This window comes from Kocuria sp. GQ42 (genome assembly GCF_059758435.1).
Genome location: NZ_JCAXEN010000001.1, coordinates 1,140,407 through 1,156,245, shown reverse-complemented (window position 1 = coordinate 1,156,245; position 15,839 = coordinate 1,140,407). Strand labels below are relative to the sequence as shown.

The window sequence follows — 15,839 nt, the reverse complement described above, 5'->3', positions numbered from 1 at the left end:
CCCCGGCGCCGACCAGGAATCGCCACCCGGCTCCGGCCGGGTGGCGATTCTTTTGTGCCGCTGCCTCCGTGGCCTCCGTTCCTGGGTCCTTCGCCTCACGTCACCATGGTCGCCGGGAAAATTCAGTGCCAAGTAGGCAGGACCTGAGCGGGCGTGTCCCGATCCAGCCATCCAGAAATCCACCATGGGGTATCACCTGGCTCCATCGGGTAAGTTCTGGGCGGCGGTCGCGGGAAGGACCCTTGTCCGGAGCCCCGGATGGATTTTGCTGTCTGTACCTGCCAGTTGCGCCGGATAGCCATCCGTTTGAGAACCGTCTGTCCCGGCTGATCATGGCTGGCTGTGATCCGGGGATGCTCGACGCCAGTGTCACCGCATGCGACAGTGAAGCCATGGACATTTCCCAGATCGGGCGCCATGTCGGTGATCGGGTTCGAATCCGTGGCGGGGGAGTCGAGAAGACGGGCACTGTGGAGCACGTCCAGGCCGTGACCTACACCCTCGGGGCCGATGATGGCACCGGGGCCCGGGACATCGCCGATGGGTATGTGGTCGTACTCGACGGCCAGCGACTGGAGTTCAGTCCCGGCGATGAGTTCGAGGTCCTCGACGGCACTTGAGGGCCGGCCCGCACCCGCTGTGATGCTCCGGCGGGACTACGGGTCCTGACCGGAAGGGGCTGTCTCACCAGGTCCGCTGAGGACCGTGTCGGAGGCTCTCCTCGCGTCAGAACACTGCTGTTGCCACCGTCGTGTCCGGAGTACATCGAGGGCTGGGCGTCGGCGATCATGGGCGGGGATGATCTCTACCATGGGTGACATGTCTCCCTGTCAGCGCCCTGGTCTGCCGTCTGTGGCCGTGGTGATCCCGGCGTTCAACGAAGAAGCCGTGATCGAGCGGTGTCTGGCAGCGGTGCTGGATCAGACGGTGGCGGCGGAGCAGATCATCGTGGTGGACAACGGGTCCACCGACGACACCGGGGCGGTAGTGGCCCGGGTGCAGCGGCAGCACCCGGAGAGCCCCATCATCGTGGTGCAGCAGAACCTGGAGCAGGGGCTGGTGCCCACGCGCAATGCCGGGCTGAACAGCGCCACCGCAGATGTGCTGGGGCGGATCGATGCGGACTCGGTGCTGGCACCGCAATGGGTGGAGCAGGTACAGCAGGCCTTTGGGGATTCGGGTGTCGCTGCGGCAACCGGCCCGGTGGCCTATGAGGACATGCCGCTGCGCCGGCTGGGATTGAGACTCGACGATGCGGGGCGGCGATTGGCGCTGCGGCTGGCTCCAGAACGGTATCCGGTGTTGTACGGGTCCAACATGGCGATCCGCCGCTGTGCCTGGGAGGGGATCCGTTCCACGGTCTGCCGGGACGAGGCCGATGAGATGCACGAAGACCTCGATCTGTCTCTGCACCTGAGCGAGCACGGGTTGCGGATCGCCTACGTCCCCACCATGGTCGCTGGCGTATCGGCCCGCCGCCTGGAGAATTCCCCCGAAGACTTCCGGTACTACGTGAACCGCTTCGACCGCACCTGCCGCGCCCATCAGATCAACAGCCCGGCGCTGAGGGTGCCGGCGATCATGCTGCGATCCCTGTACCGGCCGCTGCAACTACTGCGAGCCATGCACCCACACTCAGCTCCACTGTCACGCATCAATCGTGCAGACCTCCTCGCTCACCGCACCAGCTGACCCCGGGCGCCCACCAGCATCCGCGTCCCGGCCCATGCTGAAGCCGCCCCGACGGCCGTTCTAGGGCAAGGCCAGGCGGAAGACCTTCGCCCACGCCGAGCCCACCTGCTGATACAGCGGCCCGGTGGTGTACGGCAGTCCGTAGCGGGCGCAGATCTCGCGGACCTTCACGGCGACCTCGGCGTAGCGGTTGGAGGGCAGGTCCGGGAACAGGTGGTGCTCGATCTGGAAGGACAGGTTGCCGGTCATCAGGTGCATCAGTCTGGACCCGGAGATGTTGGCCGAGCCGATCATCTGCCGCAGGTACCAGTCGCCGCGGGTCTCGCCCTCGATCTGGGCCTCGGTGAAGGTGTCGGCTCCGGCGGGGAAGTGCCCGCAGAAGATCACGGCGTGCGCCCAGATGTTGCGCACCGCGTTGGCCGTGACTGTTCCGATGAGGGCCTGTTTTCCTGAGCCGCTCAGGACCGCGGCGGCCACCGGGGTGGCCACGTAGTCCTTGGCGATCTGCTTGGCGAACTTCTCCCCCAGGGCCTTCAGCGACTGGTGGAGCTCGGCCTTGGACTTGGTGCCCTCCCGCACCCGGTCGAGTTCGAGGTCGTAGAGGGCGATGCCCCATTCGAAGATCGGGGCCAGCAGGGCGTTGTAGAGCGGATTGCCCAGGTTCTTGGGCCGCCACGGTTGGTCGGCGTCCATCCGCAGGATGGTGTACCCGACGTCGCGGTCCTTGCCGATGACGTTGGTCCAGGTGTGGTGCAGGTCGTTGTGGGTGTGCTGCCACGCCTCGGCAGGGGTGACGAAGTCCCACTCCCAGGTGGTGGAGTGGATGTCGGGGTCACGCATCCAGTCCCACTGCCCGTGCAGCACGTTGTGGCCGATCTCCATGTTCTCCAGGATCTTGGCGACGGTCAGCATGGAAGTACCGGCGAGCCAGGCGGGCTTGTGCTTGGCGTACAGCAGCGTGGCGCGACCGGCCAGCTCCAGCGATCGCTGGGCCCGGATGACGCGGCGGATGTAGGCCGCGTCCTTGGCCCCGCGGTCCTCGATCACGGCGGCGCGGATCGCGTCGAGCTCGCGGCCCAGCTCTTCGACCTGCTCGGTGGTCAGGTGGGCGGCGGCGGACGGTCGCCCGGCGGCGACCTCGTCCGGTGCGGGGCCGGGGGAATGGGCGGGTGACTGTCCAGCGGTGGCGGTGGTCTGGTCGGGGGACGCGGTGGAGGTCATGGGTCATCCTTTCGGCAGGGGTCAGATGTCGAGGTGGACGGGTCCGGCGGCGCCGGAGATGCAGGTCTGCACGAGTTCACCGGGCTCGCCGTGGACTTCCCCGGTGCGCAGGTCCCGGATCTGCCCGGCACGCAGCGGCACGAGGCAGGATCGGCAGATGCCCATCCGGCAGCCGTAGGGCATCGCCACCCCGGCTTGCTCCCCGGCCTCGAGCAGGGTCGTCGCACCGTCGGCCTCGACCTCCTGGTCGGACTTCTCGAACGTCACGAGGCCGCCCTTCCCGCCGGAATCGGCCAGCAGGGCAGGCGCGAAGCGCTCCACGCGCAGCTGGCCCTCCTCCCGCTGCCAGAGGCTCTCGGCGGCGTCGAGGAACTCGGCGGGCCCGCACGCGTAGGCGGCACGGTCGCGCCAGTCGGGGCAGGCGGCATCGAGGTCGGCGGTCGTGGTGAAATCCAGGCGCCGGCCGCGCTCACCGGTGAACCACTGCACGAGGCGGAAACCGGGGAACTGGTCGGCCAGCTCGGCCAGCTCCTCGGCGAAGAGGGCGTCCTCGGGGGTGCGTGCGGAGTGGACGAGCACCACATCCGCGTCCGGGCGGCTCGGTACCAGGGTGCGGATCATCGACATCACCGGGGTGAGCCCGCTGCCGGCGGTGAGCATCAGCAGCGGGCGCGGGTGCTCGGGCAGCACGAAGTCGCCCTCCGGTGGGGCCAGGAACAGCACGTCCCCGACCGTCGTGCCGCGCACCAGGGCCGTGGAGACAGCGCCCATGGCGGTCACGGTGATGGCCGGGTCCTGCCCCGCACCGGTGCTCAGGGAGTAGGAGCGCCAGTGCCGCACCCCGTCGATCTCCACCCCGATGCGGGCCCACTGGCCGGTCTCATGGGGATTCCAGCCCTTCCCGGGGCGGAAGCGGATCGTGACCGAGTCCGCGGTCTCGGGTTCCACCGCGGTGACGACGGCGCGCAGCTGCCGGGCGCTGGCCAGCGGGTCGAGGAGCCGCAGGAAATCCTCGGGGGAGCGTGGGGTGGTGAAAGCCGACGCCAAGCGGGACAGCACACGTAATCTGGCCATGCGACAGAATATCGCGCAGTTTCCGGGCCTGTCCTCGTCCTGTCAGCCTCAATCCTGTCCAGAAAACTGTGGCGTCATGACGAAAAAGGTGGTGCCGGACTGGGGCGCGACCGGCCCGGGACGGCGTTGCCGCCGTCGTGGACTTCTCTGCTGCTTCCACATTTTCCCGCAGTGACCGTCGAGAAACCCTGAGGTTCTTCTATTGCCCATCCGGCTCGTTCGCAGCAGACCAGGCAACGTTCCCGTGGCCGGGTGAGCGAGCAAGGCAGACCGTTGCCGTAGGGACCACGAGGTGGACCACAGATTGCACCGGCCCGGGACTGTCGACGACCAGCGCTCCAGGTGGAGTGGCGCCACCGGGGTGGGGCGTTGCTCAGCGCCGCCGGTTCCGATTCCTGTTCTTCACCGGGGCGGTTGCCTTCTTCTCATGACGGTCGCTCATCACACGCCCCATCACTGCGGTGGCGACGACGAACGGGAGTTTCTTCATGCGGGTACTTCTCCATGAGTAGGAGAATCGGGGCCTTCCACCCGGACCGGTGGGCTGCCCGGGTGGAGGACCGGGCTTGTGCTGCTATTCAGGGTTGTCGGTTCGCACCGGGCTGTCCTCTTCTTCCTCCAGCTCGGGCAGTCCCTCGCTCTCCGATGCGCCGCTGCCGGGGGAGGAGCCCTCGGGCGCCCGGCGGGCCAGGCGTCGCTCGACGGCGTCGTTGAACTCCTGGTCGGCCCCGGCACCGACCAACCCGCCCTGGGCTTCGCCGGCGGTCTCATGGACTTGCATGGTCTCTTCGCCCGCGTCGTTGTTGGCGGGGTCTGTGGGGTCGGGTGCATTCGGTGCGGAACTCATCAAGTTCTCTTTTCATGGGGGCCGGTGTGGTCAGGAGGTCTTGGTGCATCAGGTGGGAGCCTCTGCGAGGGAGTCCGCCTCGGGGTCCTGGAGATTCCAGCTCTGGGACCTCTCGTGGCATTCCCGAGCGGGGGCGGTGAGGTTGTAGGGATTCCTGTGCGACCGAGTTTGAGGTGGGAAACCGATGTGTGGGTGGGCGTGGACGGACTGAACCTTCGCGTGGGCGGGTTGCGCTTGCGGTGGGGGGCAATGAGGTGAAGTGGGTCCGGGGTGAGCGTGTGTGCTTGATGATGGGGTCATGACCACGACAACAACGATGAGGATAGGGCTGATGGCCGATCCTGGCCTGCCGGAGAAGGTAGCCGAATCGGTTGCTGCTGATTTGTCCCGGGAACTGTCGGACGATCCTGGTGCTGCTGGGGTGCAGTGGGAGGTGGAGGTCAGTTCGGGGGCTCTTCCGCTCACCTCGGAGGGGGAGATTCCTTTGATGGGGCGTGCCGGTGAGATCCGGGACGGGCGAGGTTGGGACTACGTGGTGTATCTGACGGATCTTCCCCGGGTCCACGATGGTCAATCCGTGTTGTGCGAGGTGAGTTCTGCGGCCCGGGCTGCCCTGGTGGCGCTGCCGGCTCTGGGGGCATACCGGCTCAGGACAAGGATCCGGAAGTTGGTGGTGGCCTTGATCCGCTCGGTGCAGGAGGGGACCATGGATTTCCCATCCGCCCCGGCGGCCCGGGAGGCGGTGGGGCATGGCGCGGTGCGCCGGGTGCCCCCGGGGCGGGAGGGGGACGTGGCCTATGTTGTTCTTCCGGGGCGGTGGAATCGGTTGCGGTTGCTGTCAGGGATGGTCCGCAGCAACCGTCCCGGGCGTGTGCTGTCGGCCCTGTCTAGTTGTGTGGCCGCAGCGGCGGCCACCGGGGCGTTCGGTATCTTCTATGCGTCCATCTGGAACATGTCGGATGCACTTTCCGTGCCCCGTATGGCCGCGATCAGTGGCGTGGTGATCGCGGCGCTGAGTGCGTGGCTGATCGTCTACAACGGTTTGTGGAATAGGCTCCGCGACGCCACCGATCGGTGGCGAGCCGGGCTGGACAATGCGGCCACGATCATCACGGTCGGGTTGAGCGTGGCTTTGATGTATATGTTCCTGTGGTTGGTGCTGTTCGTGCTGGGATTGGCGGTCATCACTGGTGACTATCTCGCCTCCCAGCTCGGCCACCCGGTCAGCCTGGTCGACTATCTCCACCTGTCTTGGTTGGCCGCCTCGCTGGGCACCCTGGCCGGGGCCTTGGGGTCGAATTTCGATAGCGACGAGTCGATCCGAGAGACGACCTACAGTCGGCGAGTACACGAACGGCGACAGCTCGCCGATGACTACCAGAACTGAAGGTTCGGTCGAGTCCATCGCCCGGTCGGTGCTGGGTCAGCACAGTGGGCGTCCAACAAACGCAACGGGACTGCTGAAGGCGCGGTTGACTCCTAAGCATGCCTCGTTGCGGTCAAGATTCCCGGGCAAGGGGTTCCCTACGATGAGCCCGTCCCCGGCCTCATTTTGAGGTGACTGGGCAGCTGAACGTCCTGCGTTTTACATATGGCCGGTTGTCGGACATCAAACGGAGGGAAGCGCGGTGGGCGTTGCTCTGCGGGCATGGCCGGTCGGCGCGACACCGGCTGTTCCTCATTGAACAGAGCGGGGGCAGGGGCGCGGGGTTGCAGGTGCCGAACAGGGATGGGGAGAGGTGGTCACCTCCACCCGATGGGTTCTTTGGCCTGCACCGTCATAGCTGGTGTGGCGCAGATGGAGCTGGAGATCGAGCGGGAGTAGGTGCCGGCCAGGACTTGGGTGGGCGGTGCCCTGCTGTCGTCTGCGAGGGGTCACTACCTAGAGGCCGGGGTGCCCTTCGGGGGCTGTGGTCCTCCGGGGCAGGGGAGCCCGTGTCTGCGGTGCGGACCGTCACCTGAACGCGGGGACCGTCACGTATTTCTTGCTGGGCTGCTCCCTTCCTAGGCTGAGAACAACCCGGGGAGATGTCGAATGCGAATTCTGGTCGCTTATGCGAGCTGGCAGGGGTCCACCGCCGAGATAGCCCAACGAATCGCCATCACCCTGGAACATGCCGGGGCCGCAGTGGAGGTGACCCCGGTGGGGGAGGCAGGTAATCCCGTCGGCTACGACGCGGTGGTGCTCGGCAGTGCGGTCCACAATCAGTCCTGGATGCCGGAGGCCGCCGATTTCGTCCACCGCCACGCCGCGGGCCTGTCGTCCCGGCCGGTGTGGCTGTTCAGCGTGGGCATGTCCGATGGTCTGCCCCGGCTGCTGCGCCGGATGGCGCGCACCGCCCAGGACCAGCGGATCGCGTCCGCCCTGCGCGAGGACGTGCAGCCACGGGGTCATCGGGTTTTCTCGGGTGTGTGCCGGCCCGAACAGCTGCCCCGCTGGGTGGGAGTCGTGTTCCAAGCTGTCGGCGGTCACTTCGGGGACTACCGTGACTGGTCGGCGATCGAGGCCTGGGCCCAGCAGATCGCCCAGGACCTGGAGTCGTCCTCGGTCGCGGAAGGCCCCTGAGCGCGATGCGCGCGCACCCCGGCCACCGCCTCCAGCACGACGAGCGTCAGATCTCTGCAGGGCCAGGGCGCCCGGTGCTGTGGTGGTGCGCTCTCATCGCGGTGCTGGCGGGCATCGCCGCGGCCGTGGGTCTGCTGCAGCAGGGCGGGCCAGGCCCCTTCCCTGTCGAGACGGTCCGGGGCCAGGCCGCAGAAATCTCCGGCGACGGCTTGTACCGCTACGACACCGTCTTCACCGCCGCCGGCAGCAGGGCCACGGACCTGGTGACCCTGGTGGCCGGGCTCCCCCTGCTGGTGGCCGCCACGGTGGGATGGAGGCGTGGCAGCACCCGGGCCGGGCTGGTGCTGCTGGGCGCCCTGGGGTATTTCCTCTACGTCTACGCCGGCTACGCGCTGGGAGCGATCGCCTACAACAGGCTGTTCCTGCTCTACGTGGGGGCCTTCTCCGCGGCCCTGTACGCCTTCGTACTGGTCTTCGCGGCCTTCTTCCAGCAGGACCCGGCCCGGCTGTTCCCGCCTGGCACGCCCCGGCGAGGACCGGCGGTGCTGATGTTCGCCAGCACGGTGGTGCTGCTGCTGGTGTGGGGGACACCGTTGGTGTCGGCTGCGCTCACGGGGGCGGCCCCGGAGGGACTGGGCCCGTATTCGACCGAGTTCACCGAGGCCCTGGATCTGGCGGTGATCGCCCCGGCCACCGTCTGGGCCGGGGTGCTGATCCTGCGTCGGGACCCGCGGGGATACCTCATCGCGGTGTCCCTGCTGGTGCTGGAGATCCTGCTGGCGCCGTTGATCATCGCTCAGACGGTGCTGCAGCTGCGGGCCGGGGTGAGCTTCACCCTCCCGGAGATCATCGGACCGATGAGCGGCTTCGTGGTCCTGGCCGTGGCCGCGATCGCGGTGCTCGTGACGATCCTGCGGCACGTCCCCGCGGCGACACCTCGCCCCGATCGACCAGTGCGGACAGGAGCTGGAGGATCACCATGACCAGGCTGTGGGTGCGGTCACTGATCGTGCGCAGAGCTCCGGAACACCTCAACACCACCCAGTGCCCGGCAACTCGACAGAAAGGAAACCACGATGACCGTTGTAGTGGTCTACGAGTCCATGTACGGCAACACCCACCGGATCGCCGGGGCGATTGGCCAAGGACTGACCGCGGCCGGCGTCCCGGCCGACGTCGTCTCCGTCGAGGCGGCGCAAGAGCGTGGACTCGACCCGGAGGACGTGCTGGTGGTGGGCGCCCCCACCCACGTGCACGGGCTCAGCCGGGCATCCACCCGTCAGGCGGCCGTCCAGGACGCCCCCGGACGCGGCCTCGAGGTCGACCCGTCGGCCCCGGGCGCAGGGGTCCGGGAATGGCTGGGAACACTGGATACCCACGGTGGTCGGGCGGCGGCCTTCGACAGCCGGGCGAAAGGCCCGGCGGTACTGACCGGTCGGGCGAGCCAGAAGATCGCCAAAGCCCTCCACCAGTACGGATTCACCCTGATCGCCGAGCCAGAGAGCTTCCTGGTCTCCGCCGACAACCGGTTGCTGCCCGAAGAAGAAACCCGTGCCCGCCAGTGGGGAGCCGAGCTGGCCGCCACGATCCGACCGGCCCAGCCCTAGACCCCTCTCCACGGCGCAGCCCCGCACCATCGAAGGGAACACCATGATCGCCCCACCTGTCCCGAGAAACGCCCCGCCCTCCCGCGCCGGTCCTCCACCGCGCATGAAGGCAGGGCACTGGGTCCTGCTGGTCCTGGGCACGCTACTGGCATCGATGGGACTGGCCGCCACCATCGGCGGGGCGGTGCTGGTCGGTGCTGACGCCGCCCAGCGCGAGGGCCGCTATGTCACCGGCGACACACAGCGGTACCAGAGCACCGGGTACGCCCTGACCTCCCCCTCGGTGGTCATCGACCCGGGCGAGGCCGGAATGCCCGGTGTCCCGCCGGTGGGGGACCTGGCTAGCGTGCAGGTCCGTGTCACCCCGGTGGTCCCGGGCCAGGAGATCTTCATCGGTGTCGCCGAGGCCTCCGACGTCTCGAGCTATCTGCAGGACGTGCCCCGGACCTCGCTGGGGGACGGCTCCTGGGACGTCACCGGCACCCGGCCCGGCTCCCCGTCCTGGCCCGACAACAACGATGATGAGCCGACCACGTCGGGGAACCGGAGCCCAGCTGATCCCACCGGGCAGGACATCTGGGTGGCCTCGGCCACCGGCGCCGGGACCCAGGAGATCACCGTCGACCTGCAACCGGGCCAGTGGTCGCTGGTGGTGTTGAACGCCGACACGACCCGCCCGGTGTGGGTGGACCTGCAGGCCGGGGCCCGCACCGACCTGCTCGGCCCGATCGGCACCGGGCTGCTGATCGGCGGGCTGATCGGTCTCGTGCTGGGGGTGCCCCTGCTGCTGCTGGGCACAAGGGGGCTGGGCCGCGACATCGACCCGGCCGCCCGCCGGGACCGGCCCCGGCCCGGCACGGGACCCGGGGCCGCCCTGGCCGAGAACCCCGGGCGCAACGGCGGGGCGGGCCCCGGCTACCCGGTGCGGGTAACCGGCTTCCTGGATCAACGGCTCTCCCGGGGACTGTGGCTGGTCAAATGGTTGCTGGTCATCCCGCACGCCCTCATCCTGGCCCTGCTGTGGGTCGCCCTGGTGGTCACCACGATCGCTGCGGGGATCACCATTCTGTTCACCGGGCGCTATCCGCGGTCCTGGTTCGCTTTCTCCGTCGGGGTGCTGCGCTGGTCTTGGCGGGTGGGGTTCTACTCCTACTCGGCCCTGGGCACCGACCGGTACCCGCCTTTCACCCTGGCCGCCGCCGACTACCCGGCGGAGCTGGACGTGGCCTACCCGCAGAAGCTTTCCCGCAGTTTGGTGCTTGTGAAGTGGTGGCTACTGGCCATCCCACACCTGCTCATCATCGGCGTCTTCACCAGCGGCACCAGCACCTGGGGCGCCGAGTGGGACGAGAGCGGCCGGGCGACCACCAGCTGGGGCCCCTCACTGCTCGGGCTGCTGGTGCTCATCGCCGCGGTGATCCTGCTGTTCACCGGCCGCTACCGCCACGAGCTCTTCGCCCTGATCGTGGGGCTCAACCGCTGGGTCTACCGGGTGGGCGCCTACGTGCTGCTGCTGCGCGATGAGTACCCGCCCTTCCGCCTGGACCAGGGCCCGGCCGAGCCGCAACCCCGCCCTGCCGACGCGCGGCAGGGGCCCTGGGGCGGCAACCAAGCCGGACCACCGCGGGACCCGGGGGATCGTCCGGCTACAGGACCCTGATCCGTGCTGGCCGCCAGGGCCCCCGGTGGGGTGAGCGCGCACCCGCTGACCGCATTCACCGTGCTGGCCCTGGGCATCACCTGGGCCGCATGGATGCCACAGGCAGCAGCCTCCCGGGGCCTGCTGCCCGAGGCGCCGTGGGTGTACGACGTGCTCTACGTGGTGGGCGGGACCGGGCCCCTAGTGGCGGCCTGGCTCGTGCTCCGGGCCCAGCACGGACCCGGAGTGGAAGGCCGGCTCTTCGCCCCGCTGGCACGGTGGCGGGTGCACCCGGGCTGGTACCTGCTCGCCCTGGCAGGTCCGATGCTCCTGACCCTGGGGGCTCTGACGGTGACCGGCCGGTGGGGGAGCGCGATGGGCGGGCTGGAAGTCACCTGGGCCTGGGCGTGGGTACTCCTGATCCGCCTGGTGGCCGCGGTCCCGGAAGAGCTCGCCTGGCGCGGCTTCGCCCTACCCCGCCTGCAGGCCCGCTACAACGGGCTGGTGGCGGCCGTGATCATCGGGGTGGTGTGGGCGCTGTGGCACCTGCCGCTGCTGCTGAACCGGGACAATCCCATGTCGACCTACCCGATCGCCAGTTTCCTGCTCTCGGTGGTGGCCACCAGCGTGGTCTACACCTGGATCTACAACAGCACCGGCGGCAGCGTCCTGATCCTCACCCTGCTCCACGGGGTCGGCAATGCCGCCGGGGACGTGTTCTTCGGCGGCGACGCCGCACTGTGGAAAGCATTCCACACCGTGAACACGGTCGCCATGACAGCCCTCGCGGTCGCCCTCGTGGCGATCTTCGGTACCGGACTGTCCTCCCGGACCCCGCAAGCACAATTACCGGAGGAGGCCAGGCGTCCATGACCGGATTCCCCGGCGCCGAGAAACCACCACAAGAGCTCGACGCCCCCACACTTCACCCGACAACCACGACCGCCCCGCGAGGAGCATCAAGGATGACTTCAACCGCAGAACCCACCGATCGTCCGCACCACCAGGACCACTCGCCGAACGGTTCCCCGCAGGGGCCAGCGTCCCTGGCCCCGGTGCTGCTCGCCCTGGCGCTGGGTATGGCGACAGCCTCCGTGATGGGACCGGTGGGGCTGGGGCTGCTGGAGTACCGCACCTCGCCCACGACGCTGAACCAGTTGGTGGGCAGTGACGCCGCAGCCCTGGTGATGATCGCGCCCCTGGCGGTGATCGCCGCGGTGCTGGTGGCCCGCGGCCACCGGGCCGGTCCGGTGCTGGGCAGCGGCATCGGTGTCTATGCGGTGTACACCTACGCGCAGGTGGTCATCGGTCAGGAGTATCTGCGGTTGCCCGGCAACGTGGAGTACTGGTTCCCGTTGCTGCTCACCGTCTTTGTGCTGGCCGAAGCGGCCGCGGTGCTGTCCTGGCTGGCGACGCCCAAGGACCTGCCGCGGCCCTCGCGGCGGGTGCAACGGACCGCGGCGGTGGCGCTGCTGGCCTCGGCGGCTTTCCTGACGGTGGGTCTGCACCTGCCGACCATGCTCACCGCTTGGGAGGACCCGTCCTCGATGACCGAGTACGCCTCCAGCCCCACACCGTTCTGGATGGTCAAGCTCATGGATCTGGGCATCCTGGTGCCGGTGGCCATCACCTGCGGGATCGGTCTGCTCGCCGGTGCGGGCTGGGCGCGCCGGGTCGTGTACCCGTTGCTGACCGGCTACACCTGCCTGACCATCTCGGTGGCCTCCATGGCGGTGGTCATGATCCTGAGCAGCGACCCGGACGCCTCACCCGCTCTGGCCGCCGGGTTCCTCGTCTTCGCCGCGCTGTTCGTCGCCCTGGCCGTGGCCCTCTACCGCCCGCTCTTCCACCACGGCGAACACCTCACGGATCACACCGTCCCCGACGACGCCGCTCCCGGAAGGACCGTGGCCCGATCATGAACTGGCCAGACCGACCCACACCGAGCCGTCCGACAGGCCGGCGATGAGTCCCTCACATCAGCACCTTGACCGGGGCTCCTCCGTCCCCGCCCGGCGCACCTCTGCCCAGGTCCGTGTCCACGCCCACCGGCGCCGCGGGCTCACCGCCGCCATGATCCTGGTCGCGGCGACCGGCCTGCTGACCGCTCTGGTGCTGCCGCGCGGACCGGTCACCACGGCCCAGTCCGTGACGATGCTGGCCCTCTGCCTCGCCCTTGGCGTGGCAGCAGGAGTACTCACGGGCTCCCGGTGGTCGGTGCTGGCGGCCCCGGTGGTGTTCACCGCGGTGTTCGAGCTGGGGCGGATTCCGGCGTTCGGGCCCACTGTGGACGGGATCCATCTGAGCAGTGTCTACGGGATCGCCGCGCTGCTGGCCGGCCGGGGTTTCGACGCCCTGGTGATGGGCTTCCCCCTGGCCGTCGGGGCGGTGTGGGGCGCGGCGGCTGGCCGCCGACTCACCCGCAGGGACCGGCCTGCCCGGCGTGGAGTGTGGGGGCACCTTTGGCTGGGCGGTGCGGTGCTCGCCGGGGTGCTGGTGCTGGTCCTGGCGGGCGCCCTGGTGCGCCCGGCTGCCACCGCCCCGATCGTCGGGGCTGACGGCGCCCCGGCCCCGGACGGTGTGGCGGAGCTGGTCACCATCCCGGTCGGCGGGCACGAGCAGTCGCTGATGATCCGCGGCCACGATCGGCAGGCCCCGGTGCTGCTGTTCCTGGAAGGCGGACCGGGCGGTACGGCCCTGGGGGCGATGCGCGCCTCCGGGGGCGGGCTGGAGGAGGACTTCGTGGTGGCCGTGTGGGACCAGCGCGGCACCGGCAAGTCTCTACCGGCCCTGGAACCGACCTCCACGATGACGGTGGAGCAGATGGTGGACGACACCCTGGAAGTCACCGACTACCTCCGGGACCGGTTCGACCAGGAGAAGATCTACCTGGTGGGCTCCTCCTGGGGCACCACCCTGGGGGTGCTGGCCGCCCAACGGGCACCGGAAAAGTACCACGCCTTCGTCGGGTCCGGGCAGATGGTCGACCAGCAGGAGACCGATCAGCGGATGTACGCCGAGACCCTGGAGTGGGCACAACGGACCGGGGACACCGACTTCGCCCAACGACTGCGCGACAACGGCCCGCCCCCGTACACGGACATGCTGGCCTACCCGGACGCGCTGTCGACCAACCCGGAGTACCGGGACTTCCCGCACGGGGACGATTACAACCCGGCCTCGGCCTACCCGGTGAGCCTGTTCGTGCCCGAGTACACCCTCACCGAACAGGTGCGGGCCATGGGCGGGATCATCGACACCTTCGCGGTGCTCTACCCGCAGCTGCAAGACATCGACTTCCGCCGCGACGTCCCCGAACTGGGCGTGCCGGTGTTCGTGGTGGAGGGCGCCTACGAGTCTCCGGGCCGGTCCGAGCTGGCCGTGGAGTGGTTCGAGGCAGTGGAGGCCCCGGAGAAGGAGCTGGTGGTCTTCGCCAACTCCGGGCACACCCCGCACCTGGACGAACCCTCGGCCTTCCACGAGTTCATGACCGGCACCGTGCTGGCCCGGACCGGCGCCTCAGACTGATCGGGGGCCAACGACCCCGCGGCGGATGAGCCCGACGACGACCGCGGTGACCGCGTTCGGCACCCAGTACGGCCAAGGTAACGCCGGCACCAGGCCCAGCACCCAGGCCTGGGCCCAGCGCAGCGCCCCGGACACCCGGCGCCCCGACAGCAGGTGGTAGCCCACAACGGCCTCGAAGGCTGCCGTGCCCAGCACGACACCCGGGGCGGCCGGGACCAGGGTGGTCAGCACCCGTCGGTAGGGCGCCTGAGCCGCGAAACCACCTCCGTGGTTTGAGGGCTCAAGCGTTGCAGTGGGGGCCCTGAAGCACAGGAACCGTGGGTATCTCGTGGCGGAAATCGACGGGCCGACAGCCGATGCGCCACTCGCCACTGCTTTACATATGGCCCGGTTCTCGGATTCGCTCGCGCGCGAAGTGTGGTGAGCGTTTCGGGTACCTGCTGCGCCCCTCCAGTCCGGGAGTACGCTGGCGGCGTGGGTGATCACGAGCTTGTGTCTCTGCCGGTGGGGTTCCATCGGTTCCATCGACGGGACTTCATCAACTACCAGCTCAACCGGGCCCATGCGCTGGGCTTCGCCGACCGCCGCGAGCTGGTCGACGCCGCCGGGCGCGTGCGGTCGATGGGCGACTGTGTCCCCGTGTTCGAGGCCTTGTCGCACCGGGCGGCCGCTGCGGGCCGGCCACGGCAGGCGACGGGCTATGGGCGGATCGCGGAGTTCTTCACCCCGCCAGGGTCGGTGGAGAAGACGGATCGCTACCGCCGCTATCTGAGGCTCGTCGAGACCACGTTCGCCGATGCCGACATCGTCGCTCACGAGGTGCCTTACGCCGGCGCGGCGCTGCCGGCCTATTCGTTGTCCGGGGTGGGGACACCGACCGGTGGCACGGTGCTGCTGCACGGCGGGTTCGACTCCTTGATCGAGGAGTTCTTCCCCATCGCCCAGCGGATCGCAGCCGCCGGGTTCGACGTGATTGCCTTCGAGGGCCCGGGGCAAGGTGGGGCGCGGAGGTTGCACGGGCTCACCTTCGACCACGACTGGGAGAAGCCGGTCGGGGCGGTGCTGGACCACTTCGGCCTCGATCGGGCCGGGCTGGTCGGCATCTCGATGGGCGGGTACTGGGCGTTGCGTGCTGCAGGGCGCGAGCCGCGCATCCACCGTGTGGTGGCCTGGCCGCCGGTGTACGACTGGCTGCACCGGGTCCCCCCGGTGCTGCGGAGCCCGGTCCGCGCGATGGCCCGGCACCGGGGCTTCATGGGCTGGAGTGTGCGCACCCGTGCCCGGCTGTTGCCGACCCTGCGCGTGGTGGTCGATCAGGTCCTGTACATGCTCGACAGCCAGGACCCGGCCGATGTCGCCGAGTGGTTCCTGGGCATGAACGCCGGACACCTGGACAGCGCACGGGTGACACAGGATGTGTTGCTGATGTGCGGTGAGCACGACGCCTTCCAGCCCCCGGCGCTGGCCCGAGCGCAGGCGCAAGCACTCGTGGCCGCGTCAAGCGTCACGACGCGGATGTTCACCAGCGCCGAGCAGGCCGATCAGCACTGCCAGATGGGCAACCTCGAACTCGCCTGCCAGGTCCTCACCACCTGGTTGCGCCGAGTCGGGACGAACGTGGAGGTAACCGGGCCGCGGCCCGATTCGTCACCATGACATCATGCC

15 protein-coding genes are annotated in these 15,839 nt (G+C 69.0%); 11 read left to right on the top strand and 4 right to left on the bottom strand.

The window, feature by feature from the left end:
* Positions 1-242 precede the first annotated feature (242 nt).
* Together AC6CH6_RS05545 and AC6CH6_RS05540 are read left to right on the top strand one after the other, a co-directional pair.
* The gene (locus AC6CH6_RS05545) at positions 243-620 is read left to right on the top strand and encodes a hypothetical protein (RefSeq protein ID WP_498254344.1); all 378 of its coding nucleotides are present in this window, start codon (positions 243-245) and stop codon (positions 618-620) included.
* Positions 621-798: 178 nt separating this feature from the next.
* The gene (locus AC6CH6_RS05540; protein ID WP_498254343.1) at positions 799-1,692 is read left to right on the top strand and encodes a glycosyltransferase family 2 protein; all 894 of its coding nucleotides are present in this window, start codon (positions 799-801) and stop codon (positions 1,690-1,692) included.
* Between the two features lie 60 nt (positions 1,693-1,752).
* On the opposite strand, the gene AC6CH6_RS05535 is transcribed toward AC6CH6_RS05540, so the two are convergent.
* From AC6CH6_RS05535 to AC6CH6_RS05525, 3 genes are all read right to left on the bottom strand, one after another.
* Positions 1,753-2,913 carry a fatty acid desaturase family protein gene (locus AC6CH6_RS05535; protein WP_498254342.1) on the bottom strand — a complete coding sequence of 387 codons (1,161 nt, stop codon included), beginning with the start codon at positions 2,911-2,913 and terminating at the stop codon, positions 1,753-1,755.
* A 21-nt stretch (positions 2,914-2,934) separates the two neighbouring features.
* Positions 2,935-3,987, bottom strand: a complete 1,053-nt coding sequence (locus AC6CH6_RS05530; protein ID WP_498254341.1) for a ferredoxin reductase — start codon at positions 3,985-3,987, stop codon at positions 2,935-2,937.
* A 574-nt stretch (positions 3,988-4,561) separates the two neighbouring features.
* A complete protein-coding gene (locus AC6CH6_RS05525; protein ID WP_498254340.1) occupies positions 4,562-4,834 on the bottom strand; it encodes a hypothetical protein in 273 nt (90 codons plus the stop codon).
* Positions 4,835-5,132: 298 nt separating this feature from the next.
* Between AC6CH6_RS05525 and AC6CH6_RS05520 the strand changes: the two genes are divergently transcribed.
* The 8 genes from AC6CH6_RS05520 (at position 5,133) to AC6CH6_RS05485 (ending at position 14,174) form a co-directional block, all read left to right on the top strand.
* Positions 5,133-6,221 (top strand): hypothetical protein, encoded by a 1,089-nt coding sequence (locus AC6CH6_RS05520; RefSeq protein ID WP_498254339.1) that lies wholly within the window; start codon positions 5,133-5,135, stop codon positions 6,219-6,221.
* A 648-nt stretch (positions 6,222-6,869) separates the two neighbouring features.
* Positions 6,870-7,400, top strand: a complete 531-nt coding sequence (locus AC6CH6_RS05515) for a flavodoxin domain-containing protein (protein ID WP_498254338.1) — start codon at positions 6,870-6,872, stop codon at positions 7,398-7,400.
* Between the two features lie 5 nt (positions 7,401-7,405).
* Positions 7,406-8,383, top strand: a complete 978-nt coding sequence (locus AC6CH6_RS05510) for a hypothetical protein (protein WP_498254337.1) — start codon at positions 7,406-7,408, stop codon at positions 8,381-8,383.
* A gap of 93 nt (positions 8,384-8,476) precedes the next feature.
* A complete protein-coding gene (locus tag AC6CH6_RS05505; protein WP_498254336.1) occupies positions 8,477-9,007 on the top strand; it encodes a flavodoxin family protein in 531 nt (176 codons plus the stop codon).
* Between the two features lie 43 nt (positions 9,008-9,050).
* Positions 9,051-10,667, top strand: coding sequence for a DUF4389 domain-containing protein (locus AC6CH6_RS05500; protein WP_498254335.1), 1,617 nt, complete (start codon positions 9,051-9,053; stop codon positions 10,665-10,667).
* Positions 10,668-10,670: 3 nt separating this feature from the next.
* Positions 10,671-11,519 (top strand): CPBP family glutamic-type intramembrane protease, encoded by an 849-nt coding sequence (locus tag AC6CH6_RS05495; protein WP_498254334.1) that lies wholly within the window; start codon positions 10,671-10,673, stop codon positions 11,517-11,519.
* Positions 11,520-11,611: 92 nt separating this feature from the next.
* Positions 11,612-12,568, top strand: a complete 957-nt coding sequence (locus tag AC6CH6_RS05490; RefSeq protein WP_498254333.1) for a hypothetical protein — start codon at positions 11,612-11,614, stop codon at positions 12,566-12,568.
* Between the two features lie 43 nt (positions 12,569-12,611).
* Positions 12,612-14,174 carry an alpha/beta fold hydrolase gene (locus AC6CH6_RS05485; protein WP_498254332.1) on the top strand — a complete coding sequence of 521 codons (1,563 nt, stop codon included), beginning with the start codon at positions 12,612-12,614 and terminating at the stop codon, positions 14,172-14,174.
* Here the strand turns inward: AC6CH6_RS05485 and AC6CH6_RS05480 are convergent.
* A complete protein-coding gene (locus tag AC6CH6_RS05480) occupies positions 14,166-14,405 on the bottom strand; it encodes a hypothetical protein (protein ID WP_498254331.1) in 240 nt (79 codons plus the stop codon). The two genes, AC6CH6_RS05485 and AC6CH6_RS05480, sit on opposite strands and share 9 nt — an antisense overlap.
* Before the next feature lie 243 nt (positions 14,406-14,648).
* Between AC6CH6_RS05480 and AC6CH6_RS05475 the strand changes: the two genes are divergently transcribed.
* A complete protein-coding gene (locus tag AC6CH6_RS05475; RefSeq protein WP_498254330.1) occupies positions 14,649-15,830 on the top strand; it encodes an alpha/beta hydrolase family protein in 1,182 nt (393 codons plus the stop codon).
* Positions 15,831-15,839: the final 9 nt, after the last annotated feature.